The organism is Actinacidiphila sp. bgisy167, assembly GCF_965342175.1.
GTDB lineage: Bacteria > Actinomycetota > Actinomycetes > Streptomycetales > Streptomycetaceae > Actinacidiphila.
Window position 1 is genome coordinate 55,005 of sequence record NZ_CBDRBL010000019.1, and the last position, 20,398, is coordinate 75,402.

Consider the following 20,398-nt stretch of genomic DNA (forward strand, 5'->3'; position numbering starts at 1 on the left):
CCCATGTCCTTGCGGGCACTACGCCGTGCGCTGGGCGAACGGGTGCAGCAGGGAGTCGGCGGTCGGCGCCTGGGTGAACTCGTGCGGACGTGAGGGGTCCCGCTCGGGGAGCAGATCCCACCACCACGCGATCGCCGGAATGTCCAGCGGCTCGAGACTGTCGTCGCTGGGGACGTCGCAGAAGGTCGAGGGAAGGTTCGCCGGGTCGTCGGGGGTGGTGTACCGGATCGAGGTGACGCCCCAGTCCTGGGCGCCGCGGATGAAGTGGCCGAGGCTGTCGAGGAACTGCCGCAGCTGGGGGCTGCCGAAGATCCTCAGATGTTCCGAGACGCGCAGGAACAGGTTCATCACGCGGTCGCGCTGCGCGATGGCCACGGTGAGGGCCTTGTCCTGTGACAGACCCCGCTCCTCGGCGAGGACGCGTACCGCGTTCAGGTAGAAGCCGCCGGCTCGCTTCTCCTTGTGGTGCGAGAAGATGTCGTTGTCCCAGCAGATGACGAAGTACGCCATCTCCGCTGCGGCGCGCACCGCGGTGAGGTCCCGCTCCAGCGGCTGGAGTTCGTAGCCGTGCCCCATCTCCAGCAGCGGCATCATCACCGACGTGGCACCGTCGTAGATGCGCATCAGCGTGTAGTCGTTGAGGTCCGGTACGGTGCCCCGGCTCCTGAAGGACGCCTCCCACACGACGGAGCAGAAGTACTCGCGCAGGGCGTCGACCCAGCGAGCGACCTGGCCCGGAGTGCCGTACACGTCCATCCGGTAGCGGAGGTCCCGCAGGCCCTGCGCCAGCGGGTCGTCCGCCAGCATCGGGATCTCGGGGTTCTGGGCGATGCGCAGCAGGCGGGACAGCGCCCCCATGAGGTCGCCCGGCCGGGTCCCGATGTCGCCTTCCTCGCAGTAGCCGTCGTCGACGCCGAAGAGCCAGATGATGAAGTCCGCGGCGATCGAGACGACTTCCTCGTGGCCGTCCGGGAGGATGCGGGCCGCGAAGGTACCGATGTCGTGCTGCACGAGGCGGCTGCGGAGCGTGTCGGAGCCGATGCGGAAATGGTCGGCCCATTCGGCGGTCCGGGCGTCGATGGCGGCATGACGGGGATGGATGGCCGGACTGAGTGGAGAGTAGATCGGTGGAACTATCACGTCGGGCCCCACTGACGGTCACCTCGCAGTTGTCAACCCTCTGAGCACCGGCAGTCGCACCTGGCACATGCCCAAGCGGAACGCCAGTGGATCATTTACAGCGACCATTACCCCGGCATATGGCCGAGCCCGTCAAGGGATCAAATTGCGCCACGCACAAGCGAGTTGGCTTACACAACGCTTGCGCCGGGCGTGCGCCCCGTGCACAAACGGCGCACGCTCATGCGGTGACCGGGCCGCGGAGGCGCCGTGGACACACAGGGGCACACGGAGGGCGCACGGGTGGATCCGTCCGTGCGCCCAGCATGCGCGAGGCGCGGAATCAGGCGACCGGGCTACGCCGGGGCACCGAGTCCGGCGACCGGGCGGCCGGAGCACCGGGACCTCATGACGCGTCCGTGGCAACGGCCAGTGAGTGCAGGTACCGCATCAGGGTGAGGAGCACATCGCGGCTGGAGTCCCGCTTGCGGGCATCGCAGTTGACGATGGGGACGTGCTCCGGGAGATCCAGGGCCGCCCGCAGTTCCTCGAGGGGATGCGCGGGCGCCTCCGGGAAGGTGTTGATCGCCACCACGAAGGGCACCCCGCGCTCCTCCAGCCGCCCTATGACGTCGAAACTGACCTCCAGGCGTCTGGTGTCGACGAGCACGACCGCACCCAGCGCACCCTCGAACAGCCCGTTCCAGAGGAACCAGAAACGCTGCTGGCCGGGGGTGCCGAAGAGATACAGCACCAGCTCCGGGTTGAGGCTGATCCGGCCGAAGTCCATGGCCACGGTGGTCGCGGTCTTGCGTTCCACCCCGGCGGTGTCGTCCACGCCGACACCCGCCTGCGTCATGGTCTCCTCGGTCGTCAACGGCCTGATCTCACTCACCGATCGGACCAGGGTCGTCTTGCCGACCCCGAAACCCCCGACGACCACTATCTTGACCGCGGCGGTGGCGGTTTCCGGCAGTGCGTCCTCGCTCCGCGGTCCGGTGACGACAAGGGGGTCAGAGCTTCTCAAGTCCATGCATCACCGCCTCGATAAGAGCGACGTCGGGAAGGTTGGCGGGTGGAATCGGCGCACGCGCCTCCACCCGTTTCTCGGCCAGCAGGTCGGTGAGGAGCACCGTCACCACACTGACCGGGAGATTGAGGTACGCGGAGATCTCGGCCACGGACAGGGGCGAACCGCACAAGCGCACGATCGCGGCCTGCTCCGGCGGCATCCCCGGCGGCGGTCCGGTACGCGCCCGGATCAGCGTGACCAGGTCGAGGGTGGAAGTGTCGGCCCCCCCACTCCGACCTCCCGTGATCACGTAGAGCCGCTCGGGGCTTCCTTCCTCCCATCCCTGACCCGATTCGCTCATCCGGCCTGCTCGTCACTGCGCGGCGGGCTGCTCAGGTGCTCGCCGATGCGCGCCACGAGGTCGCGCATGCGCTGCCCCATCAGCCCGGCGTCGACTCCCTCGTCGGCGAGCACGGCCAGGTACGCCCCGGCGCCGGCCGCCATCAGGTAGAAGAACCCGCCCGACATCTCGATCACGACCAGCCTCATGCGGCCGTCACCGTGCGGGAACTCCGTGCCGACGGCGGCCGCCAGGCTCTGCAGGCCCGCACAGGCCGCGGCGAGCCGGTCGGCCGCGTCCGTGTCCGTGCCCCACTGGGCCATGCGCAAGCCGTCCGCGGAGAGCACCACCACGTGGCGGGTCTGCGGAACGCTGGTCGCCAGGTCCTCGAGCATCCAGTCCATGTTGGCCCGCTGCTGTATCACGGCTACTCACCCTTATCTAACGACTCGTCACTGCTGCTGACAGGAGCGGCAGCGGGCGTCTCCCCTGACACTCCGCTCTGGAAGGCGGCCAACCACATGCCGGGCTGGACCGGCTCCGGCGCCGGTGGTCTGGCATGGGAAGCAGTGACGGAACCGGCGCGGGGCGCGGAGCCCGCGGGAGCGGCCGCCGCGGGGGTGCGCCGGCGCCGCTGCGGCAGCCCGTTCGCGGTGCGCTCGTGGACGACGGGGACGTCGTCCACCATGTCGGCCATCACGGCCGCCGAAGCCCGGGGCCCCGTGGCCCGCCTGGTCTCGGAACCGGAACCGGATCCGGCAGCAGAGCCGGAACCGGGCGCCGGCGCGGACCGCGGACCGGAGGCGGCGCCGATGCCGTGCGCCAGGCCCGTCGCGTTGGTGGTGGTGGTGATCAGATCCTGCGGAACGACCAGGACCGCGCGCACACCGCCGTAGGCGGAGGTCCGCAGCGAGACCTGGAAGCCGTAGGCCTTCGACAGCCGGCCCACGACGGCGAGGCCCAGACGGGGCGTCTCGCCGAGGCCGTTGAGGTCGATGCCCGCCTGCGCCTGGGCGAGCATCTGCTCGGCCCGCTGCCGGGCCTCCTCGCTGAGGCTGACGCCGCCGTCCTCGATCTCGATCGCGATGCCGGACTGCACCTCGACCGCCGTGAGGTGCACCCGGGTCTGCGGCGGGGAGTAGCGGGTGGCGTTGTCGAGCAGCTCGGCGACCGCGTGGATCAGCGGTTCGACCGCGGGGCCGACCACCGCGACCTCGGATACCGAGTGCAGCTCGACCCGCTGGTAGTCGGTGATCCGCGACATCGCGCCGCGCAGCACGCTGAAGAGCGGCACGGCCTTGCTCCACTGGCGGCCGGGCCGGGCGCCGCCGAGGACGGCGATGCTGTCGGCGAGGCGGCCGATCAGGGCCGTGCCGTGGTCGAGGCGGAGCAGGTCGCCGAAGACCTCCGGGCTCTGCCCGTGGCGGTCCTCCATCTCCCGCAGTGCACTCGCCTGCTGGTGGACGATGGCCTGCACGCGGCGGGCGATGTTCACGAAGGCGCGCTGCGAGGACTCCCGGATGTCCTCCTCGGCGGAGACGGCCGTGAGGACGGAGTGGAGGACGGCCTGGTGTGCGCTCTGGAACTCGGCGGTGAGGCCCTCCGCCCGGGTCTCGACGCCCTTCATGACGTCCTCGAGGAACTCACCGCGCTGCAGCCGCGCCATGGCGTCGGGCAGCTGCTCCTTGGCAAGGCGTACGGTCTCGGCCTCCTGCTGGGCCAGCCGGTACCGCAACTCGGCTTCGTGGCGGGCCATCTGGGCGCGGAGCTCGGCGTTCAGGCGCCCTCGGCGGGAGACCTCGGCGGCGAGGACGGCGACGGCCACCGCGGCGGTCAGGCCGCACCACAGCACCGCCGACCGGGCGGACGAGGGGACGGTCCAGACGGCGACAGCCACGACCGCCGCGACTATGACAACCGGGAACAACCACGCGGACGTGGCGGTGGGCCGGTGGTCTCCGGGGGACGATCCAGCACGAACCATCAGCATCCTCAGGTGATCGCTAGTCATGGGACGAACACGGCACGAGCAGCGGATTGCGGCGTCGACGAGGTCGGCAATCGGCAGGTCCCGCCCGACCTGGCGTAATTCCTACAACACGCTGAGCCGCAAGTAGCATAGCCGCTTCCGTTCTTGGCTGATGCCGTCTCAAATTGACTGTGGCACATGCCTGTTGACCTATTGGTTATCGCTTGTCGGGCGCGGAGGCAAACCCTTCCCGGGCACTCCCGCACCATCTGTGCGTTCACGATTCGATCATGAGAAATGACTGATACACGCGAGTTGTCCAGGGATGGCTCGACCGATCCACCACCGGCGCCGCACCCCCAGAACCTCCCCCGAGCGCGACGGAACCCACCGGGGCGAGCCGCCTCGGCGAGGCCTCCGCAGCGCCCTGTGCCCACGTCACGCGGGCCCCGGTAGGCACGTTCCGGCCCGGGCGGGCGGGCGCGGCAGAGGGTGCGGGCGACGGCCGCGAGGAGGCGGTGAGCGGAAGAACCGGAGCGGTCGGCTCCCCCGGGCCCACCGAGGGCGGGGTCGCACCCAGGGGGCGGGACGGGGAGGGACCCAGGGGGGCGCCGTCCGGCCACGCGTGGCGCGCCAAAAGTGCGGGAGCCGGGAAGGGCGCAGATATTCGATTCACTCTTAAGAGTGAAGAGTGCTTGCGCTCGGCTCGTTCGGCATGAAGGAGTCACGCGATGCAGCGGCCGGCGTCGGAAACGGGGCTGCGGATGTGCGCGCGGCTGGTCGGGACGGGCCGGCGATCACCCCACGGGGGCGAGGGTCATCAGCCCGCAGCCGTACGCCTTGGCCCTGCCGATGCCCGCGGTGAGGACGTGGCGCAGCGCGTCGGGATCGGTCACCTCCAGGCGGCCGTCGTAGGTGACGGTGGCCAGCGTGACACGGCGGCCGCCGGCGCCCTTTTTGGCGAAGTTCACCGTGCGCTGGTCCCGGACGACGACCTGCGCTTCGCCCGCCTGGCCGGCCGCTCCCTCGGCAGGGGAGGCGCCGGCGATCCGGAAGCCGCCGGCGCCCTGGCGCCGCAGAAGCCACTGCAACTGGTGCCTGGGGGTGGTGTGGGCGGTGCGCTTCGTGGTGGCTTGGTCGTCCCTGGTGCGGGCGTAGTGCACGGGGTTGGCGGTCAGCCGGAAGTTCCAGACGGCGCCCTTTTCGAGGCGTTCCAGGAAGGGGGCGTAGGCGTGGGTCTGCCATCCGGGGGTCCCGGAGGCGGCCGCCGCGGGCCAGCCGGCCTGCTCGACGAGGTGGGTGAGGTCGGGCCGGTGCGGACTGACGATGTAGAGGAGCACTTCGGCGGCGGCGTCGCGGTCCAGGCGCCACAGGACCCGGGGGGTGTGTGCGGCGGTGGGCAGGAGTTCCGGGAAGCCGGACAGGACGGCGGCGTGAATGACCTGGGGGCTGGACAGCAGTCTGCGGGCGCCCGAGCGTGCGGTGTTGAGGCGCAAGCGGGTGAGGTACATCAGGCGCCTTCCAGGTGTCCGATGGGGTCGTGCGCAGGCGCGGACGCGGCCGTGCCGGGGTGGGCGTGGGGGTTGGTGACGGTGATGGTGGCGGTGCGGACAGGGCGTAGGGCGTAGCGGCGGTGGCGGGGGTCGTAGCTGAGGGGCTGGTCGCCCAGGGTGTCGGCGCCGGGGTGCTGTTCGGCGCCGGTGGTGGGGGCTTCCAGGTGCGCGGTCAGGTCGATCCGGCTCTGGTGGCGGTGTCGCTTCTGGTGCCAGTCGGCGGCGTGCCAGGGTTCGGCGGCCAGGACGGTGTGGAGGTCGGCCGCGTCGTGGTGGACGCCGAGGTCGACGGGCTGGGAGGGCGGGCAGGAGCGGCGGCCGAGGTAGGGCAGGTAGCGGGGGGTGCGCAGGGCGGTGTGGAGTCGCTCGATCAGGGCCGCGGGGCCTTGAACGGCGGCGATGAAGACGGCGTCGGCGAGGTAGTGGCGCTCGGACAGGGGCATGGCTTCGCCGGTGTCGAAGTGGTGGGCGGTCTGGAAGTCGCGCAGGCGGGTGCCGGGTTGGTCGATCCGGACGCCGAAGCGCAACCGCGCCAGTTCGGCCAGGCCGGTGTCGTCGTCGCGGTCCAGGCCCACCGCGGCGCCCAGCAGGCCGATCACGCCGCTTTTGGTGGGGGCGTTTCCGGTGCTGCGGCGGGCGAAGCGGCCGGCGGACCCCCAGGACTGCAGGGGGCCGGCCAGCCGCAGCGTCAGGACGCTCATCCGCGCTGCTCCAGGTGGTGTGCGACCGCCTGGCCGACGGAGCCGACCAGGCGGGCCAGGCTGGGGGTCTCGGTGCCGAGGCCGGCGAGCTTGGCGGTGGCGGGGCCGATGCGCAGGACCCAGGTCTGGCTGGTGTCGTCGCCGTAGGCGCGTTCGATCTCGGGGGCGTAGTCGGCCAGCCGGGCGCAGGCGTGTTCCATGTGGCCGCCGGTGGCGTCGGCGGTGACGGGCTTTTCGAAGGCGGAGACGTAGCTGACGGGTCGGGTGGCGCGGAGTGTGACGACGACGGCGTCGGGGAAGGTGTGGTGGCCGAAAGTGTTGATCTTGCCGGTGGGTAGGGACGCCACGAACGCCTCGAGGAATGCCTCGACCGCGCGGCGGACGGGGGTGGCCGGTTCCTGGCCGGGGTCGAGGCCCTTGCCGAGGTTCCTTTCCAGCAGGTCGACGTCGAGGGCGGCATAGCGGTAGAGGGTGGCGGAGGTGAAGTCGACGGTGCCGATCATGCCGGCGCCGGGTTCCGCAACGGTGTTGCGGTCGTCGACGGCGGTGAAGTAGTCGGACTCGGTCTCCGCGCGGTGGACGCTGAGGGCGTGGGCGACCTGCGCGGCGGCGTCGACGCCGATGTCGGCGGAATCGGCGACCATACGTCCGAACAGGGCGATGTCCACCGAGTGCCGTCCGTCGGCGATCTTCTTCGCACGGGCCTTGACCTCTTTGTTCTTCAGGAACGCCGTGATGTCGGCGCTGCCTTCGACTGCGAGGGCGGCGAGCTGGTCGAGCTGGCGGGCGCTGAGGAACATCAGGTACGACGACTCCGGCGCCGGTTCCGGGTCGCCGTTCTTCCTGGCCGCGTCCGCCTTGCGCTTGGGCGGCTCGATCTTCGAGCCGGTCGCCGTCTGGACGACCTCGGCCGCCGCCGCGAGGGCCTGCGGGCCGGCGAGGTCGGGGCACAGGGCGGTCACCCGCTCGGCCAGCAGTTCGGCGACGCGCTTGGTGCGCACGCCCAGCTCACCAGGGTCGAGGAGGGTGTCGAAGTAGCGGCGGGTGGCGCGCTTCCAGGACTGGCTGGACACCCGGGCCCGGGTGACCCCGCCGTAGACCGCGGTCTTGGGGGCGCCGGTGTCGTCGCGGTTGAGGTTGCTCGGCGGCACGCTCTGCAGGGCGTGCACGTCCAGGATGATGCGAGCGGTCACGAGGCGTCCTTGGTGTCGATCGCGGCGGCCGCGGCGGGGTCGGTCGGGGCGGTGCGGTAGGCGGCGTGGAAGGAGCGGCCCCAGGAGCGGCGGACGTTCTCCGGACCGCCGGGCTGCTGCCAGTGGTAGAGCTGGTCGGCGAGCAGGGCGTAGTCCAGGGCGAAGCCCCTGTCCCGCAGCAGGACGGTGAGGTCGCGGAGCCGGGTGGCGAGCACACCGAGGGTCGGTGCGCGGCCGGCGCTGACGAAGCGCTTGCGGACCGGCTCGTCGACGGTCGTGCCGCGCATCAGGCGCCGCACCGCGCTGCCGAGCTCGTCGCCTCCGGGGCGGTGCATGCCGGTCGGACGGGACTGCTGGTGCAGCGCCCACAACGCCAGTGCGGTGTCGACCGCGCCCGCGGCGGCGTCGTGACGCAGCGACGCAACGTTGAAGAGGGGGTCGAGGTCGATCAGACCCCACAGGTCCGGGACGGAGGCTGCGTCTTTGCCGGCGGCACGGCGCAGCCGGGCCAGCACCGCGACGGCGTCGGGGCGGTCGTCGAGGTAGCCGTGCTGCAGGCGGCCGATCTCACGTCCGGCCAGCGTGCCGACCGGTCCCGGTGAGGTGGGGAAGCGGGCCTCGGAGGACGGGGGGGTGCTCATACGGGCGCTTTCCGTGAGCCGGAGGCCGCCCGAGGGCCGACGGCCACGTCGGAGGCCGGCTCCCGCGGGGCAGGGACGGTGGCGGTGGCGTTCGCGGTGGCGTCCGAGGCGGTGACCAGGGCTCGGTGCAGGCGGGCGCGGAACCACAGGTCGGCCAGGTCCGCGTTCAGCCACGTCTCACCTTGGGCGCGGGAGACCACACGGCCGCGCCAGGCCGCTTCCCCCGCCGCCTCGAGCACCTCGTCGGCCAGGCGGCCGACGATATAGCGGACGGTGTGCTGCCAGGCGGCACGCAGGCATCGGGGGTCGCCGCCTTCACCGATGGCATCGAGCCACAGCCGGTAGGGCCCGTCCAGAGCGGCATATGCGGCATCGCGGGCGGCGTACGTGCCCGACTCGGACGCGCTGCCGGCGGCGCGGGCCAGGTCCAGGACGAGGTCCCCGAGGGCGAGCACGGCACGGTCGGCGTCGGCGATGGCGTCCACCGCCGTCCGGGCCAGTGCCTGGTCGTCGTCGAGCAAGGGCACGGCCAGGGACACCGCATCGCCGGTGACCTCGTCGATCACCGACTGCTGCGTGCCGTAGACCACGCCGAAGGTCCGTAGGCGGATCCGCCGATCCCGGGGCAGGATCCGCTCACCCCGCAGGCGCGCGATCCAGTCCACGACGCCGGGCCGCAGGCCGCCCGCGGGCTCGCCGCGCCGTGTCGTGTCGGGGCCGGCCGGGGTGATGAGGGCTTCCAGGCTCCGCCAGGCCGCGCGGGCCGGGTCGTGCTCGCGCGGCAGGTACACCAGCGGCAGGCCCAGCTTCTTCTCCTGGGCCCGGCTGCGGCGCCAGGCGGTCATCGGCTCGACGTGCTGCATGTTCCGCGCCGCCAGCGGGTCGCCGTAGGTGAGGACGACTCCGTGCACACCGTCGGCGTCGGCGTGCAGGAGCAGCCGCCGGGACTGCCAGGTGTACAGGTCGCACGGGCCCGCCGGGCGCGCGGCGAGATCGTCGGCCGCGCCGGGAGCGGTGGGCGGGCGCCGCCACGCGGGCCGGTCCTCGGCACCCGTCGCCGGCTGATCGTCGTCGGCGACGAGATTGAGCAGCAGCGTCTCGCGCAGGGTGTCCCCCTCGACCAGGACGGCGCCGAGGTTCCCCGCCCAGGCCACGCCCTGCGGGTAGGCCCTGCCGCCCTTGGCCCGGGGATCGCCGACGACGCCGCTCTTGATCCCGGAGGTGTCGTAGGCCTGGGCGTGGACCACCCAGCGGGCGGCCTCGGCGAACGAAAGCCGCTCGGCGCCCGGCAGGCGGGTGGTGAAGAAGGGGGCTCCGTTGGGCACGTCCGCGACGATCCGGTTCAGCGAGAACACCTCGCCGGAAGCGGTGCGCAGCCCGGGGGTCTGGAAGAACGGCGTACGCGGGTGCAGCAGGTCGAACCGCTCGCGGTGCCGGAGCAGATAGCCGTCCACGACCGTGAACGGACGGGAATCCGCCCACAGGCCGGCCCACGCCGCGACGCTCCTCGGGCCGTCCAGGGCGTCGTGGACGATCGCCAGCAGCAGCCTCGTGAGGGCGAAGTCCTGGGTCGCCAGGTCGCCCGCCAGCCGCCGCACCTCGTGCGCGCGGGCGAAGACGTCACGCAGGGACAGGACCGCCGGTTCCCCGGAGGTCAGCTGCACCGGCAGCCACGGCCGGCTCGTCAGGTCGAAGGACGGCACGCCCTCAGAAGCATCCGTGCGGTCACCGCCCATGGGACGCCCCGTACGCCGGTGCCCTACGGGGCCGAGCGCCCGCCTGCCGGGCGCCGCGGGATGCCCCCGGCGACCAGGTCGGCACACCGGCCACCCGCCGCACGACAACCGCCTCGGCGGCGGGGCACCGTACACAGCAGCCATACATCTTGCCATCCACCAGCAGAAAGAACCCCGCCGAAGGCGAGGAGCAGTCTCGTCCGATCCCCGCGGCCCGGCCGGGGCCCCGGGGATCATCCCCGCAGGCGCGAGGAGCAGGCGTTCTCCATGATCAAACGCCAGTCCGACTCCGGGTCATCCCCATATGCGGGGCACAGGCCAGTACGGGGTCGGGGAAACAAACGCAGCCACCACGAGATCCTGCCGACCCGGTGCCCCCGCGGCATCAGCCAGATGACTCGACCGCGCGGCCCGAGTAGCGGTAACGGAACGGTCTCAGCTCACCCTGAGGGACAGGACAGGCTCCCGTCTCCGGTCAGGACGCGCCCCGGTCCTCCCCCCTCCGCTCAGGAGCGGGCCGGCCCCAGCCGCCCGCTTCCGGCCGGACGGGAGCACCGTGACGCGCATCATGGCCGGTCCAGGCCGGGCGTCGCGCAGCGCGGCGCGGGTGGTGATCCCAAGCCAGGGGAACGCCTGGTAGAGATATGTCGGATCACTCGGTCTTGGAGAACATGGCAGTCGCACCCCTCTGAAGGGGTTACGACTGCGAGGGGTGCACCTCGTGTCCCCCCTGCGCGGCGGCCCCGGACGCGGGCAGCGGCGCCCGCACGCGCCGCTCCGCACCAGCGCTGTGGTACGCCCCCCGTAACGCCCGTGACACCTCGAACCGCGCAGCGGCGCGGCTGCGTCTGCCCGACCTGGCGTACCGGGTCAGTCATGGGCGGCCTCCCCTTGCGAGCCGTGAGGTGACGGCGACGACGGGGCCGAAGATCTCCTCCTGAAAGACGCGCATGCGGCCGGCGCGGGACGCGGGAGCACCCCGTCAGGCGGGCACCGAGTCGCCTGGCGGCACGAGGGGCCCCCGCGGACACGACGACCTAGCATGGGGAGGACGGTAGTCGCGGACATGGGACGCCCGAGATGGTCACGCCGGAGGGAAGCGCGGCGGCGCCGGTGAAGGCGCCGTTCGACCTGGCCTTCGCCGCGTCGGCGCTGATCGACGACTCGGGGACGGTGGTCGGCTGGACGGCCGCCGCGGAGCGGCTGCTGGGCTACCCCGCCGCGGAGGCGCTGCACCGACCCGCCGCGACCCTGCTCGCCTCCCCCCAGCAGGCGGCCAGGGCCGCGGAGATGGCGGCGCAGTGGCGCGGCCACGGCGACTGGGGCGGGCTGGCGGGCACCCGGCACCGCGACGGACGGCGGATCGAAGTGGGCCTGCGGGTGTCCGCCCTGACGGCGCCCGACGGCCAGGAGCGCTGGCTGGTGTCGGCGATCGACCTGGCCCACACCCCGTCCTGGGCGGTGAGCAGCACCATCCTCGAGGGCTTCCTCACCCGGTCCCCGATCGGCATGGCCGTGTTCAGCCCCGACCTGCGCTATGTGTGGCTCAACGAGACGCTGGAACACTTCGGCGGCGTGTCGCGCGAGCGCCGCATCGGCATGCGCCTGGCCGACGTCCTGCCCGGGATGGACACCGCGGCGATGGAAGCCGTCATGCGCAAGGTGCTGCTCACCGGTGAGCCGGTGATCGACCACGAGTTCCGGGGCTGGACGCTCGCGGCCCCCTACCGCGAGCGGTCCTTCTCCCTGTCCTTCTACCGCCTGGACGACGCCGAGGGGCGGGCGATGGGTGTCTGCTACATGGTCACGGACGTCACCGACCGGTGGCGCGCCCGAGCCAGACTCGCGCTGCTCAACGAGGCCGGGGCCTGCGTCGGCAGCACCTTGGACGTCACCCGGACCGCCCAGGAACTGGCCGACGTGTCGGTTCCGCGGCTCGCCGACTTCGTCGCCGTCGACCTGCTGGAACCGGTGCTGCACGGCGGCGAGCCTCCGCCCGGCCACGAGTTGGGCCGGGTGCCGCTGCGACGCGTCGGGATGCGCTCGGTGAACCCGGGCACCCCGGAGCCGATCTGGGCGGTCGGCGAGCGGATCGACGTCGGCGAGGCCTCACCGCACGTGCGCTGCATGACCTCCGGCCACTCCGAGGTGGAGGGCGACATCGCCGACGGCCGGGCGTCGTGGCTCACCGGCGATCCGGCCCGGATGGCCAAGATCCGCGAGTCCGGGGGGCGGTCGATGATGTGGGTGCCGCTGCGGGCCCGGGGCACCGTCCTCGGCGTGGTGACCTTCGTCCGGCACCGTCGGCCCGTCCCCTTCGAGAACGACGACCTGCTGCTCGCCGAGGAACTCGCGGCCCGCGCCGCGGTGTGCGTGGACAACGCCCGGCGCTGGACCCGCGAGCACGAGGCGGCGCTCGCCCTGCAGCGCAGCCTGCTGCCGCAGACACTGGCGGGCGGCATGGCGCTGGAGATCGCCTACCGCTACCTGCCCACCGACATCCAGGACGGTGTGGGCGGCGACTGGTTCGACGTCATCCCGCTGTCCGGGGCGCGGGTCGCGCTGGTGGTCGGGGACGTCGTCGGGCACGGGCTGACGGCAGCGGCGACGATGGGGCGGCTGCGGACGGCCGTGCACACCCTCGCCGACATGGACCTGCCGCCCGATGAACTGCTGGCGCACCTGGACGACCTGGTCATCCGGCTCGCCGAGGAGGAGAGCCCCGACGAGTCCGTGGCCACCGCCGTCACCGGCGCCACCTGCCTCTACACCGTCTACGACCCGGTGACCCGCCGGCTGACGATGGCCCGCGCCGGGCACCCGCCGCCGGCCGTCGTGGACCCCCAGGGCCGGGTCGCCTTCGCCGAACTGCCCGCGGGCCCACCGCTCGGGCTGGGCGCCATGCCCTTCGAGTCCGCCGAGCTCGAACTGGCCGAGGGCAGCGTCGTCGCGCTCTACACCGACGGCCTGATCGACACCTTCGGCACGGACCTGGACGTCGGCCTGAACCGGATCGCACACGCCCTGGCCCGCCCCGGACTTCCCGTGCGCGAGCTGTGCTCGGCCATGCTGGAGCACCTGCCGCCCGGACCGCCCGCCGACGACGTCGCCCTGCTCGTCGCCCGTACGCGCGCGCTCGCCGCCGACCGGTTCGTCAGCTGGGAGCTGCGAGTGGATCCGGCGGTCGTCAGCGAGGCCCGGGCGCTGGCCACGCGCCAACTCGCCGGGTGGGGCATGGAGGAGCTGCTGCCCACCACCGAACTCGTCGTCAGCGAGCTGGTCACCAACGCCATCCGGCACGCCTCGGGGCCGATCCGGCTGCGGCTGATCCGGCAGTCGGTCCTCATCTGCGAGGTGTACGACGGCAGCAACACCGTGCCCCGGCTGCGGCACGCCCGCACCACCGACGAGGGCGGTCGCGGGCTCTTCCTCGTGGCCCAGCTGACCCGCCGGTGGGGCACCCGGTACACCGCCGACGGCAAGCTGATCTGGGCGGAGCAGGACATCCCTGACAGCACCGCCGGCTGACCGCCCGGCCCGTCCGGACCGCCCGGACCGCCGCGCGTCCGGCGGTCGGCGCCCGAGCGCCGCCGCCCGTCCTGGGCAACCCACCCCGTTCCGCCCTGTCCCGCGCTCTTCCACGCCTTTTGCGGTTGTGTCAGTGGGCTGTGCTGAAGTGGATCCGTGGACGCTGCGGAACTCGTCTGGAAGGCGGAGGAAACCATGGCCGATCTCACCGATCTCGCTGCACCCCCGGACGTGGCGCAGGAGCTGGAACGGTATCGCGTGGAACTGACCGGCTACTGCTACCGGATGCTGGGTTCCGCCTTCGAGGCGGAGGACGCCGTCCAGGACACGATGGTGCGGGCCTGGCGCGCCTACGACCGCTTCGAGGGCCGTTCCAGCCTGCGCTCCTGGCTCTACCGCATCGCCACCAACGCGTGCCTGGACATCCTGGGCGGCACGGGACGCCGCGCCCGCCCGATGGACCTGACCTCACCCGGGACGGCCGACGGCCCGCTGCCCGGCACCCTCCCGGAGAGCACCTGGATCTCCCCCGCTCCCGACGGCCGCATCCTGCCCGCGACGAGCGACCCGGCCGACCTCGCCGACCAGCGCGAGAGCGTGCGCCTGGCGTTCATGGCCGCACTGCAGCACCTCGCGCCGCGCCAGCGGGCGGTGCTCATCCTGCGGGAAGTCCTGCAGTGGAAGGCCGCCGAGGTCGCCGATCTGCTCGACACCACCGTCGCCTCGGTCAACAGCGCTCTGCAACGGGCCCGCGCCACCCTCGCCGCCGCCGGCCCCGCCGTGACCGATCCGGCCCGTCCGCTCGACGAGGAGCAGCGCGCCCTGCTCGGCCGCTACGTCGCCGCCTTCGAGTCCTACGACCTCGACACCCTCACCGCGCTGCTCCACCACGACGCCACACTGTCCATGCCGCCGTTCGGCCTGTGGCTGCGCGGGAAGGCGGACATCAAGGCCTGGTTGCTCGGGCACGGCTCAGGCTGCCGCGGTTCGCGTCTGGTCCCGGTGACGGCCAACGGCACTCCGGGGTTCGGGCAGTACCGTCCCGCCCCGGACGGCGGTCACGAGCCGTGGGCCCTGCAGGTCATCGAGATGTCAGACGGCCGGATCACCGGGCTCAACTCCTTCCTCGACACCGAGCGGCTCTTCCCGCTCTTCGGCCTCCCCGCACATCTCGAGCCCCCGGCCCGCTGACCCGTCCAGCCCGCTGAGCGCGAGCAGCTCCCGCAGCGCGCTGCCGGCGCCCCGCAGCCGGATCCGCCCGCCGTGCCGCAGGGCCGTGAGCTGGAGCCGCGCGAGGGCGTCGAGCAGGAGGGCGTCGGGGGCGCCGTCGAGCCCGCCGACGTCGCACACCACCGTGCCGCCGCCCCGCCCCGCCAGCAGCGCCCGCAACCGCTCGAGCATCGGCGGGATCCCGGCGCGGTCGAGCCTCCCGGTCAGGATGAGCACGGCAGGCGCGCCTCCACCCGGCTGCGGCGCGGGCGGCGGTGGCGAAGACGCGGAGCCGGGCATGGGAGACCTCCTGGGGCGGGTTCCGGGTGCGGGCGAGCGGGTCCCCTGCGTCCCCGTGCCCGTACCTCCCTCTCTAGGACGGGCGGCGGGACGGAAATCCATCGATGTCCCGCCGCTCAGCGTCCGAGCAGCGCCGTGATCTCCCGGGGCGACCAGGCCCCGTCCGCGCACTCCGCGAGATAGGCCGCGATGCCGGGCAGGTCCCAGGCGCCCGTCTCGGCCAGTCCCTCGGCGATGTGCCGTAGATAGCTCCCGGAGGGCACGACGTGCCCGATCCCGCCGCAGGCCCAGGGCGCGGTGAACGTGACCACCGGGTGACCGTCCATGTCCCCCGGGTACAGCAGCGTCTCGTACCGCCCGTCGCCCAGCCGGTGCCTGCCGTGCCGCAGCACCTCGCCGAGGTCGAGGTCGGCGCCCGGCGCGCGGTACATCTCCTGGGCGACGAGGTCCGAGAACTGGCCGGCCGTCAGCAGATGCGCCCGTGCCCGCACCCCGCCGCCCGGCGCGCCGCCGTCGTAGAAGGCCCGGCCCCCCGACCAGACAGGCGACCGCGTCGCGAAGTACATCCGCCCCGGCAGCAGCAGCGGCACCGACCGCAGCGGCCGGCGCGCGTCGCGGCAGCCCGGGTACTCCCGGCCGCCGCCGGGCGGCACCCCGCCGGAGAGGTAATGGGTGAGGCGTGTGAGGTGGGTGTTGGAGCCGTACGCCGCATACCAGATGAGACCGGGCGCCCGGCCCCGCCGGCCGGCACCCCGCAGCCCCGTGCGCCGCGCAGTGGTCACCGCTCCATGATGCCGCGGGAGCGGACGGCGGCGCGGTCCCGCGAAAGCGCGGAGCGCCCCGCGCTCCCGGCACAGGCCGCCGGGCCCCACGGATCCGGCACGCAGATGCCGGGGGCAGCAGCCAGGCGACCCGCAGCAACGGCGGCCCCCGCACGGCGACGAACCCCTCGACGTCCGTCTCCGCATCCCTCACACCGTGGTGTCCTTGTCACCGCGTTCCCGTCCGTGCTCCCAGCGGCCTCACATCCGTTCGAACCGGGTGGCACACCGGTTCGGTTGCCGGGAATCCGGGACCGCCCTCGTTCGTTGCCGCCTCGGACGGGCGCGCGACGTGCGGCCGTCCCCAACTGGCAGCAGAAGAAAGGGCGTTCTCCGTGGCAACCGCACCCGACCGGCCGGAAGCAAGGAGCGTCGGCCTGTGAGCAACGTCACCAAGGGCCTCGCCAAGGTCGAGGTCCGGCTCAAGTGGGACCCCAGCCCGATGGGCGCACCCGTCAGCGACCTCGACATCGTCGCGGCGACCTACCCCGCGGACGACCCGCACGGCGTCCCGGCGTACCTCGTCCACTTCGACAGCCGCTCCCCGGACGGCACCATCTCGCTGAACCGCGACAGCAGGACGGGCAAGGGACTGGGCTTCGACGAGGTCATGGCCCTCGAGCTCGACCGGCTGAGCCCCGCCTACGGGCGGGTCGTGGTCGGAGTGGTCGTGCAGCAGCGCGACGGCCGGATGACCTTCGGCGACATCGCGGGCACCGGCGTGCAGGTGGTCGAGGGCCACACCGCCCTCGCCGCCTCCGACCTCGGCGAGGTCGCCGCCGCCACGGCAGCCACCGTGGGCGAGTTCCGTCGCGGCGACGACGGCGCCTGGCACTTCAGGCCCGGTGTCCGCGGCTACGACGCCGACCCGGCGTCCTTCGCCCGTGTGATGGGCGGCGCCGGCGGCTGACCGGCCCCCGGGGACGCCGGCGCCCTCCCGCGACGCGCGCGTAGGGCGCCGGCGTCCTCGCGGCCACGCCCCCGCACGCCCCGTGGCCTCACGCGCCCTGGCTAGACGACGCCCTGCGCTGTCATGGCCTCCGCCACCCGCAGGAAGCCCGTGATGTTGGCACCGAGGACGTAGTCGTCCGGAGCGCCGCCGTACGCCGCGGCGGTGGCCCGGCAGTGGGTGTGGACGTCACGCATCACCTGCGCGAGCCGGGCCTCGGTCCGCTCGAAGGGCCACAGCTCGCGCGACGCGTTCTGCTGCATCTCCAGCGCCGAGGTCGCCACCCCGCCCGCGTTGGCGGCCTTGCCCGGGCCGAAGAGCACGCCCGCCTCCCGGAACACCTCGATCGCCTCCGGGGTGCACGGCATGTTCGCGCCCTCGGCCACCGCCAGCACGCCGTTCTTCACCAGCGTCCCGGCGTCCTGCCCGTCCAGCTCGTTCTGCGTGGCGCACGGCAGCGCGACATCGCATGGCACGTCGAAGACCGAGCCCCGCTCGGAGTACCGCGCCGAGGGCCTGGCCTCCGCGTACGCCGACAGCCGCGCCCGGCGCACCTCCTTGATCTCCTTCAGCAGCTCCAGGTCGATGCCCTTCTCGTCGACGACATGGCCGCCGGAGTCCGAGCAGGCCACCACCGAGCCGCCCAGGGCATACACCTTCTCGATGGCGTAGAGGGCGACGTTGCCCGAGCCGGAGACCACCGCCCGGCGCCCCTCGAAGCCCTGCCCGCGGGTGGCGAGCATCTCGGCCGCGAAGTACACCGACCCGTACCCCGTCGCCTCGGTCCGCGCGTGGGAGCCTCCCCAGGCGACGCCCTTGCCGGTCAGCACCCCCGCCTCGAAGCGGTTGGTGATCCGCTTGTACTGCCCGAAGAGGTAGCCGATCTCCCGGCCGCCCACCCCGATGTCGCCGGCGGGCACATCGGTGTGCTCGCCCAGGTGCCGGTGCAGCTCGGTCATGAACGACTGGCAGAAGCGCATGACCTCGCCGTCGGAGCGGCCCTTGGGGTCGAAGTCGGAGCCCCCCTTGCCGCCGCCGATCGCCAGCCCGGTCAGCGCGTTCTTGAAGATCTGTTCGAAGCCGAGGAACTTCACGATGCCGAGGTCGACGCTCGGGTGGAAGCGCAGGCCCCCCTTGTACGGGCCGAGCGCGCTGCTGAACTCCACCCGGAAGCCCCGGTTGACCCGCACGCGTCCCTGGTCGTCCACCCACGGCACCCGGAAGATCACCTGCCGTTCCGGCTCGCACATCCGCTCCGCGATCCGGGTCCCCAGGTACTCCGGGTGCCGCTCCAGCGCGGGCGCCAGCGAGCGCAGCACCTCCCCCACCGCCTGGTGGAACTCCGCCTCGCCCGGATTGCGCCGGCAGACGTCCGCGTAGACGGCCTCGATGTGAGCACTGACGTTCATGCGCGCCTTCCCTCGTCCGATGTCCCGGAAGCGCCCGCCGTGGCGCCGCGTCCGGCCGTTGCCGTGACAACGAGGGCGGACGGCGGAAGGCAAGGTGTCACCTGGAGCAATCCGCACCCCCGGAGGCACCGGGTCACCCGTACGGCCCGCGGACGGCCTGTGCCGTCGGCCGGTCCTCAGGGACGCTGCGCCGTCACGAGCCACAGCCGGGCGGTCAGCACGACGCCCCTGTCCGCGGTGGCGAACGCGCGGAAGGCCTCCAGCGCGGCGTCGCGGGCGCGGGAGCGCGCCCTCTCGTCGGCCCCGGCCTCGCGCAGCCAGTGCTGCACCGGTCCCCAGCCCATCAGGAAGTCGGCCGCGTCCTCGGCATCGCTCCCCCATACCTGGGGGAGGTCCACCGCCGTCGAGGCCACCCCGGCGAAACCCGCGCCGGTCAGGACCCGCTCGGTGTGCGCGGGGTCGGCGAAGGAGGCCGGTCCGGTGTTCCCGGTGAGGTCGGGTACGGGCACCACGGTCCCGATCGCCCGGTAGATCGTCGTCTGGTCCATGCCCGCGTGGCCGCGCGAGCACACGAAGGCCAGCCGTCCGCCCGGACGCAGGGCCCCGCGCAGATTGCCGAACGCGACGACGGGGTCGGCGAAGAACATCACCCCGAAGCGGCTCACCACCGCGTCGAAGCCCTCCCGGGGGAACGGGTGCACCTGGGCGTCCCCGCGGACGAAGGAGACGCCGCCGAGCCCTTCCCGCTCCACGACGACCGCCGCCTCCCGGAGCATCGGCTCCGACAGATCGATGCCGAGCACGGTGGCGCCGCGCCGTGCGGCGAGGCGGGCCACCCGGCCCGTCCCGCAGCCCACGTCCAGCACCCTGCTGCCCGCCGCGATCGGGAGGTCGTCGAGCAGGCAGCCGTTCGCCGCGTCGTTCAGCGCGTCGTACCGCTCCCGGTACGACGCCCAGTGCCGCCCTTCGTACCCGTTCCACGCCTCGGACTGCTCGCGGTTCACGATCGGATCGCCCATGACGCGAACCTACTGCGCCTTCCGTCCGCGCACGGCCTTCGCCGGCGCCGCCTTGACCTCGTCCCAGCGCGCGGCCTGCGCGCCGGCGAGGGTCCCATGCCGCTCACCAGGCCCTCGTCGGGCCCGGCCGTGCGCACCTGGAGAACGGAGGTCGATCCGTCGGCGGCGGTGACCTCGGCCTGCCCGAACCCGTCGCTGACACGACCGGTGCGGACGACGCGGACCCTGCCGACGAAGTCGGTGCGCGAGGGCGGGTGTTCTCGGGGTACCAGACGGCGCAGCGGCAGGAGCACCGCACACGTGCCGCCCAGGAGCACACCGGCGCTCCGGCCAGGACCCCACTGCCGTTGGACGGCCCGCCGGTCACCCCGGCCCGGCCAGCGCGGTGAACCACGCCCCCGACGCCGATCAGCAGCGACAGCGAGACGGTGACCGGGACCCCGCCCAGTCCGATCCCGGCAAGGAAGCCGGCGAAGTCCCCCGCGCCCCCGTGGTCTCCGCGGTGGGCGTCGACACCCTCACCCCCGTGCCCCCGTCGAGGGCGTCGACGTCCAAGCCACCGAGCAGAGCACTCCCCCAGTACCCGATGGCCACCACGAGCGCGAAGCCGAACAGGGCGCTCGGATGACGAGCGCGGCGTCGAAGAAGTCGCGCACCCCTGCCTTCCCCCCGCTTCGTGCGGCGGCTCCCGTTGTCGGTGCCATGACGATGATGGCCAGGGCCGGGGCCCACACGCATTGCCGAACCTCGGCAATCTTCGCGCCACGTTCACGTCTCATTGACGGCGCAACCGCATGAGCCACGGGTGCGCTCTCCGGCTTTCGGGACTCGAGAGCGAACGGCGTCCACCCCACAGACGTTAGGCCCGCGTCCGAACGGGTCGTCTTTCCGCGCCGCCG

17 protein-coding genes are annotated in these 20,398 nt (G+C 72.9%); 3 read left to right on the plus strand and 14 right to left on the minus strand.

Going from position 1 to position 20,398, the window contains the following annotated elements:
- Positions 1-18 precede the first annotated feature (18 nt).
- From ACRWND_RS10470 to casA, 10 genes are all read right to left on the minus strand, one after another.
- Positions 19-1,152 carry a selina-4(15),7(11)-diene synthase gene (locus ACRWND_RS10470; RefSeq protein WP_431948346.1) on the minus strand — a complete coding sequence of 378 codons (1,134 nt, stop codon included), beginning with the start codon at positions 1,150-1,152 and terminating at the stop codon, positions 19-21.
- A 373-nt stretch (positions 1,153-1,525) separates the two neighbouring features.
- A complete protein-coding gene (locus tag ACRWND_RS10475) occupies positions 1,526-2,152 on the minus strand; it encodes a GTP-binding protein (protein ID WP_431948348.1) in 627 nt (208 codons plus the stop codon).
- Complete coding sequence (locus tag ACRWND_RS10480; protein WP_431948350.1) at positions 2,133-2,492, minus strand: DUF742 domain-containing protein; 360 nt, start codon at positions 2,490-2,492, stop codon at positions 2,133-2,135. Before ACRWND_RS10480 ends, ACRWND_RS10475 begins: the two co-directional genes overlap by 20 nt.
- Positions 2,489-2,875, minus strand: coding sequence for a roadblock/LC7 domain-containing protein (locus ACRWND_RS10485; protein WP_431948408.1), 387 nt, complete (start codon positions 2,873-2,875; stop codon positions 2,489-2,491). The genes ACRWND_RS10480 and ACRWND_RS10485 overlap by 4 nt, the downstream gene beginning before the upstream one ends.
- Before the next feature lie 23 nt (positions 2,876-2,898).
- A complete protein-coding gene (locus ACRWND_RS10490) occupies positions 2,899-4,455 on the minus strand; it encodes an ATP-binding protein (protein WP_431948352.1) in 1,557 nt (518 codons plus the stop codon).
- Between the two features lie 782 nt (positions 4,456-5,237).
- Entirely contained in the window at positions 5,238-5,951 is a 714-nt protein-coding gene (gene cas6e / locus ACRWND_RS10495) for a type I-E CRISPR-associated protein Cas6/Cse3/CasE (RefSeq protein WP_431948354.1), read from the minus strand.
- Entirely contained in the window at positions 5,951-6,694 is a 744-nt protein-coding gene (gene cas5e / locus ACRWND_RS10500; protein ID WP_431948356.1) for a type I-E CRISPR-associated protein Cas5/CasD, read from the minus strand. The genes cas6e and cas5e overlap by 1 nt, the downstream gene beginning before the upstream one ends.
- Complete coding sequence (gene cas7e, locus ACRWND_RS10505; RefSeq protein ID WP_431948358.1) at positions 6,691-7,887, minus strand: type I-E CRISPR-associated protein Cas7/Cse4/CasC; 1,197 nt, start codon at positions 7,885-7,887, stop codon at positions 6,691-6,693. Before cas7e ends, cas5e begins: the two co-directional genes overlap by 4 nt.
- A complete protein-coding gene (gene casB, locus ACRWND_RS10510; RefSeq protein WP_431948360.1) occupies positions 7,884-8,528 on the minus strand; it encodes a type I-E CRISPR-associated protein Cse2/CasB in 645 nt (214 codons plus the stop codon). Before casB ends, cas7e begins: the two co-directional genes overlap by 4 nt.
- On the minus strand, positions 8,525-10,231 hold the full coding sequence (casA, locus tag ACRWND_RS10515; protein ID WP_431948362.1) for a type I-E CRISPR-associated protein Cse1/CasA: 1,707 nt from the start codon (positions 10,229-10,231) through the stop codon (positions 8,525-8,527). The genes casB and casA overlap by 4 nt, the downstream gene beginning before the upstream one ends.
- Positions 10,232-11,344: 1,113 nt before the next feature.
- On the opposite strand from casA, the gene ACRWND_RS10520 reads away from it, so the two are divergent.
- Both ACRWND_RS10520 and ACRWND_RS10525 read left to right on the plus strand, forming a co-directional pair.
- Positions 11,345-13,792, plus strand: a complete 2,448-nt coding sequence (locus tag ACRWND_RS10520) for a SpoIIE family protein phosphatase (protein WP_431948364.1) — start codon at positions 11,345-11,347, stop codon at positions 13,790-13,792.
- Positions 13,793-13,987: 195 nt separating this feature from the next.
- Positions 13,988-14,983, plus strand: coding sequence for a sigma-70 family RNA polymerase sigma factor (locus tag ACRWND_RS10525; RefSeq protein ID WP_431948410.1), 996 nt, complete (start codon positions 13,988-13,990; stop codon positions 14,981-14,983).
- Here ACRWND_RS10525 and ACRWND_RS10530 read toward each other — a convergent pair.
- Together ACRWND_RS10530 and ACRWND_RS10535 are read right to left on the minus strand one after the other, a co-directional pair.
- On the minus strand, positions 14,885-15,238 hold the full coding sequence (locus tag ACRWND_RS10530; protein ID WP_431948366.1) for an STAS domain-containing protein: 354 nt from the start codon (positions 15,236-15,238) through the stop codon (positions 14,885-14,887). The genes ACRWND_RS10525 and ACRWND_RS10530 overlap by 99 nt on opposite strands.
- Before the next feature lie 179 nt (positions 15,239-15,417).
- Positions 15,418-16,083, minus strand: a complete 666-nt coding sequence (locus ACRWND_RS10535; RefSeq protein WP_431948368.1) for a histone deacetylase — start codon at positions 16,081-16,083, stop codon at positions 15,418-15,420.
- A gap of 418 nt (positions 16,084-16,501) precedes the next feature.
- On the opposite strand from ACRWND_RS10535, the gene ACRWND_RS10540 reads away from it, so the two are divergent.
- A complete protein-coding gene (locus tag ACRWND_RS10540; protein ID WP_431948370.1) occupies positions 16,502-17,032 on the plus strand; it encodes a TerD family protein in 531 nt (176 codons plus the stop codon).
- A 101-nt stretch (positions 17,033-17,133) separates the two neighbouring features.
- On the opposite strand, the gene gdhA is transcribed toward ACRWND_RS10540, so the two are convergent.
- The gene (gene gdhA, locus ACRWND_RS10545; RefSeq protein WP_431948372.1) at positions 17,134-18,480 is read right to left on the minus strand and encodes an NADP-specific glutamate dehydrogenase; all 1,347 of its coding nucleotides are present in this window, start codon (positions 18,478-18,480) and stop codon (positions 17,134-17,136) included.
- 176 nt (positions 18,481-18,656) lie between these two features.
- Positions 18,657-19,499: a class I SAM-dependent methyltransferase gene (locus ACRWND_RS10550; protein ID WP_431948374.1), complete on the minus strand. Its 843-nt coding sequence runs from the start codon at positions 19,497-19,499 to the stop codon at positions 18,657-18,659.
- Between the last annotated feature and the right edge of the window lie 899 nt (positions 19,500-20,398).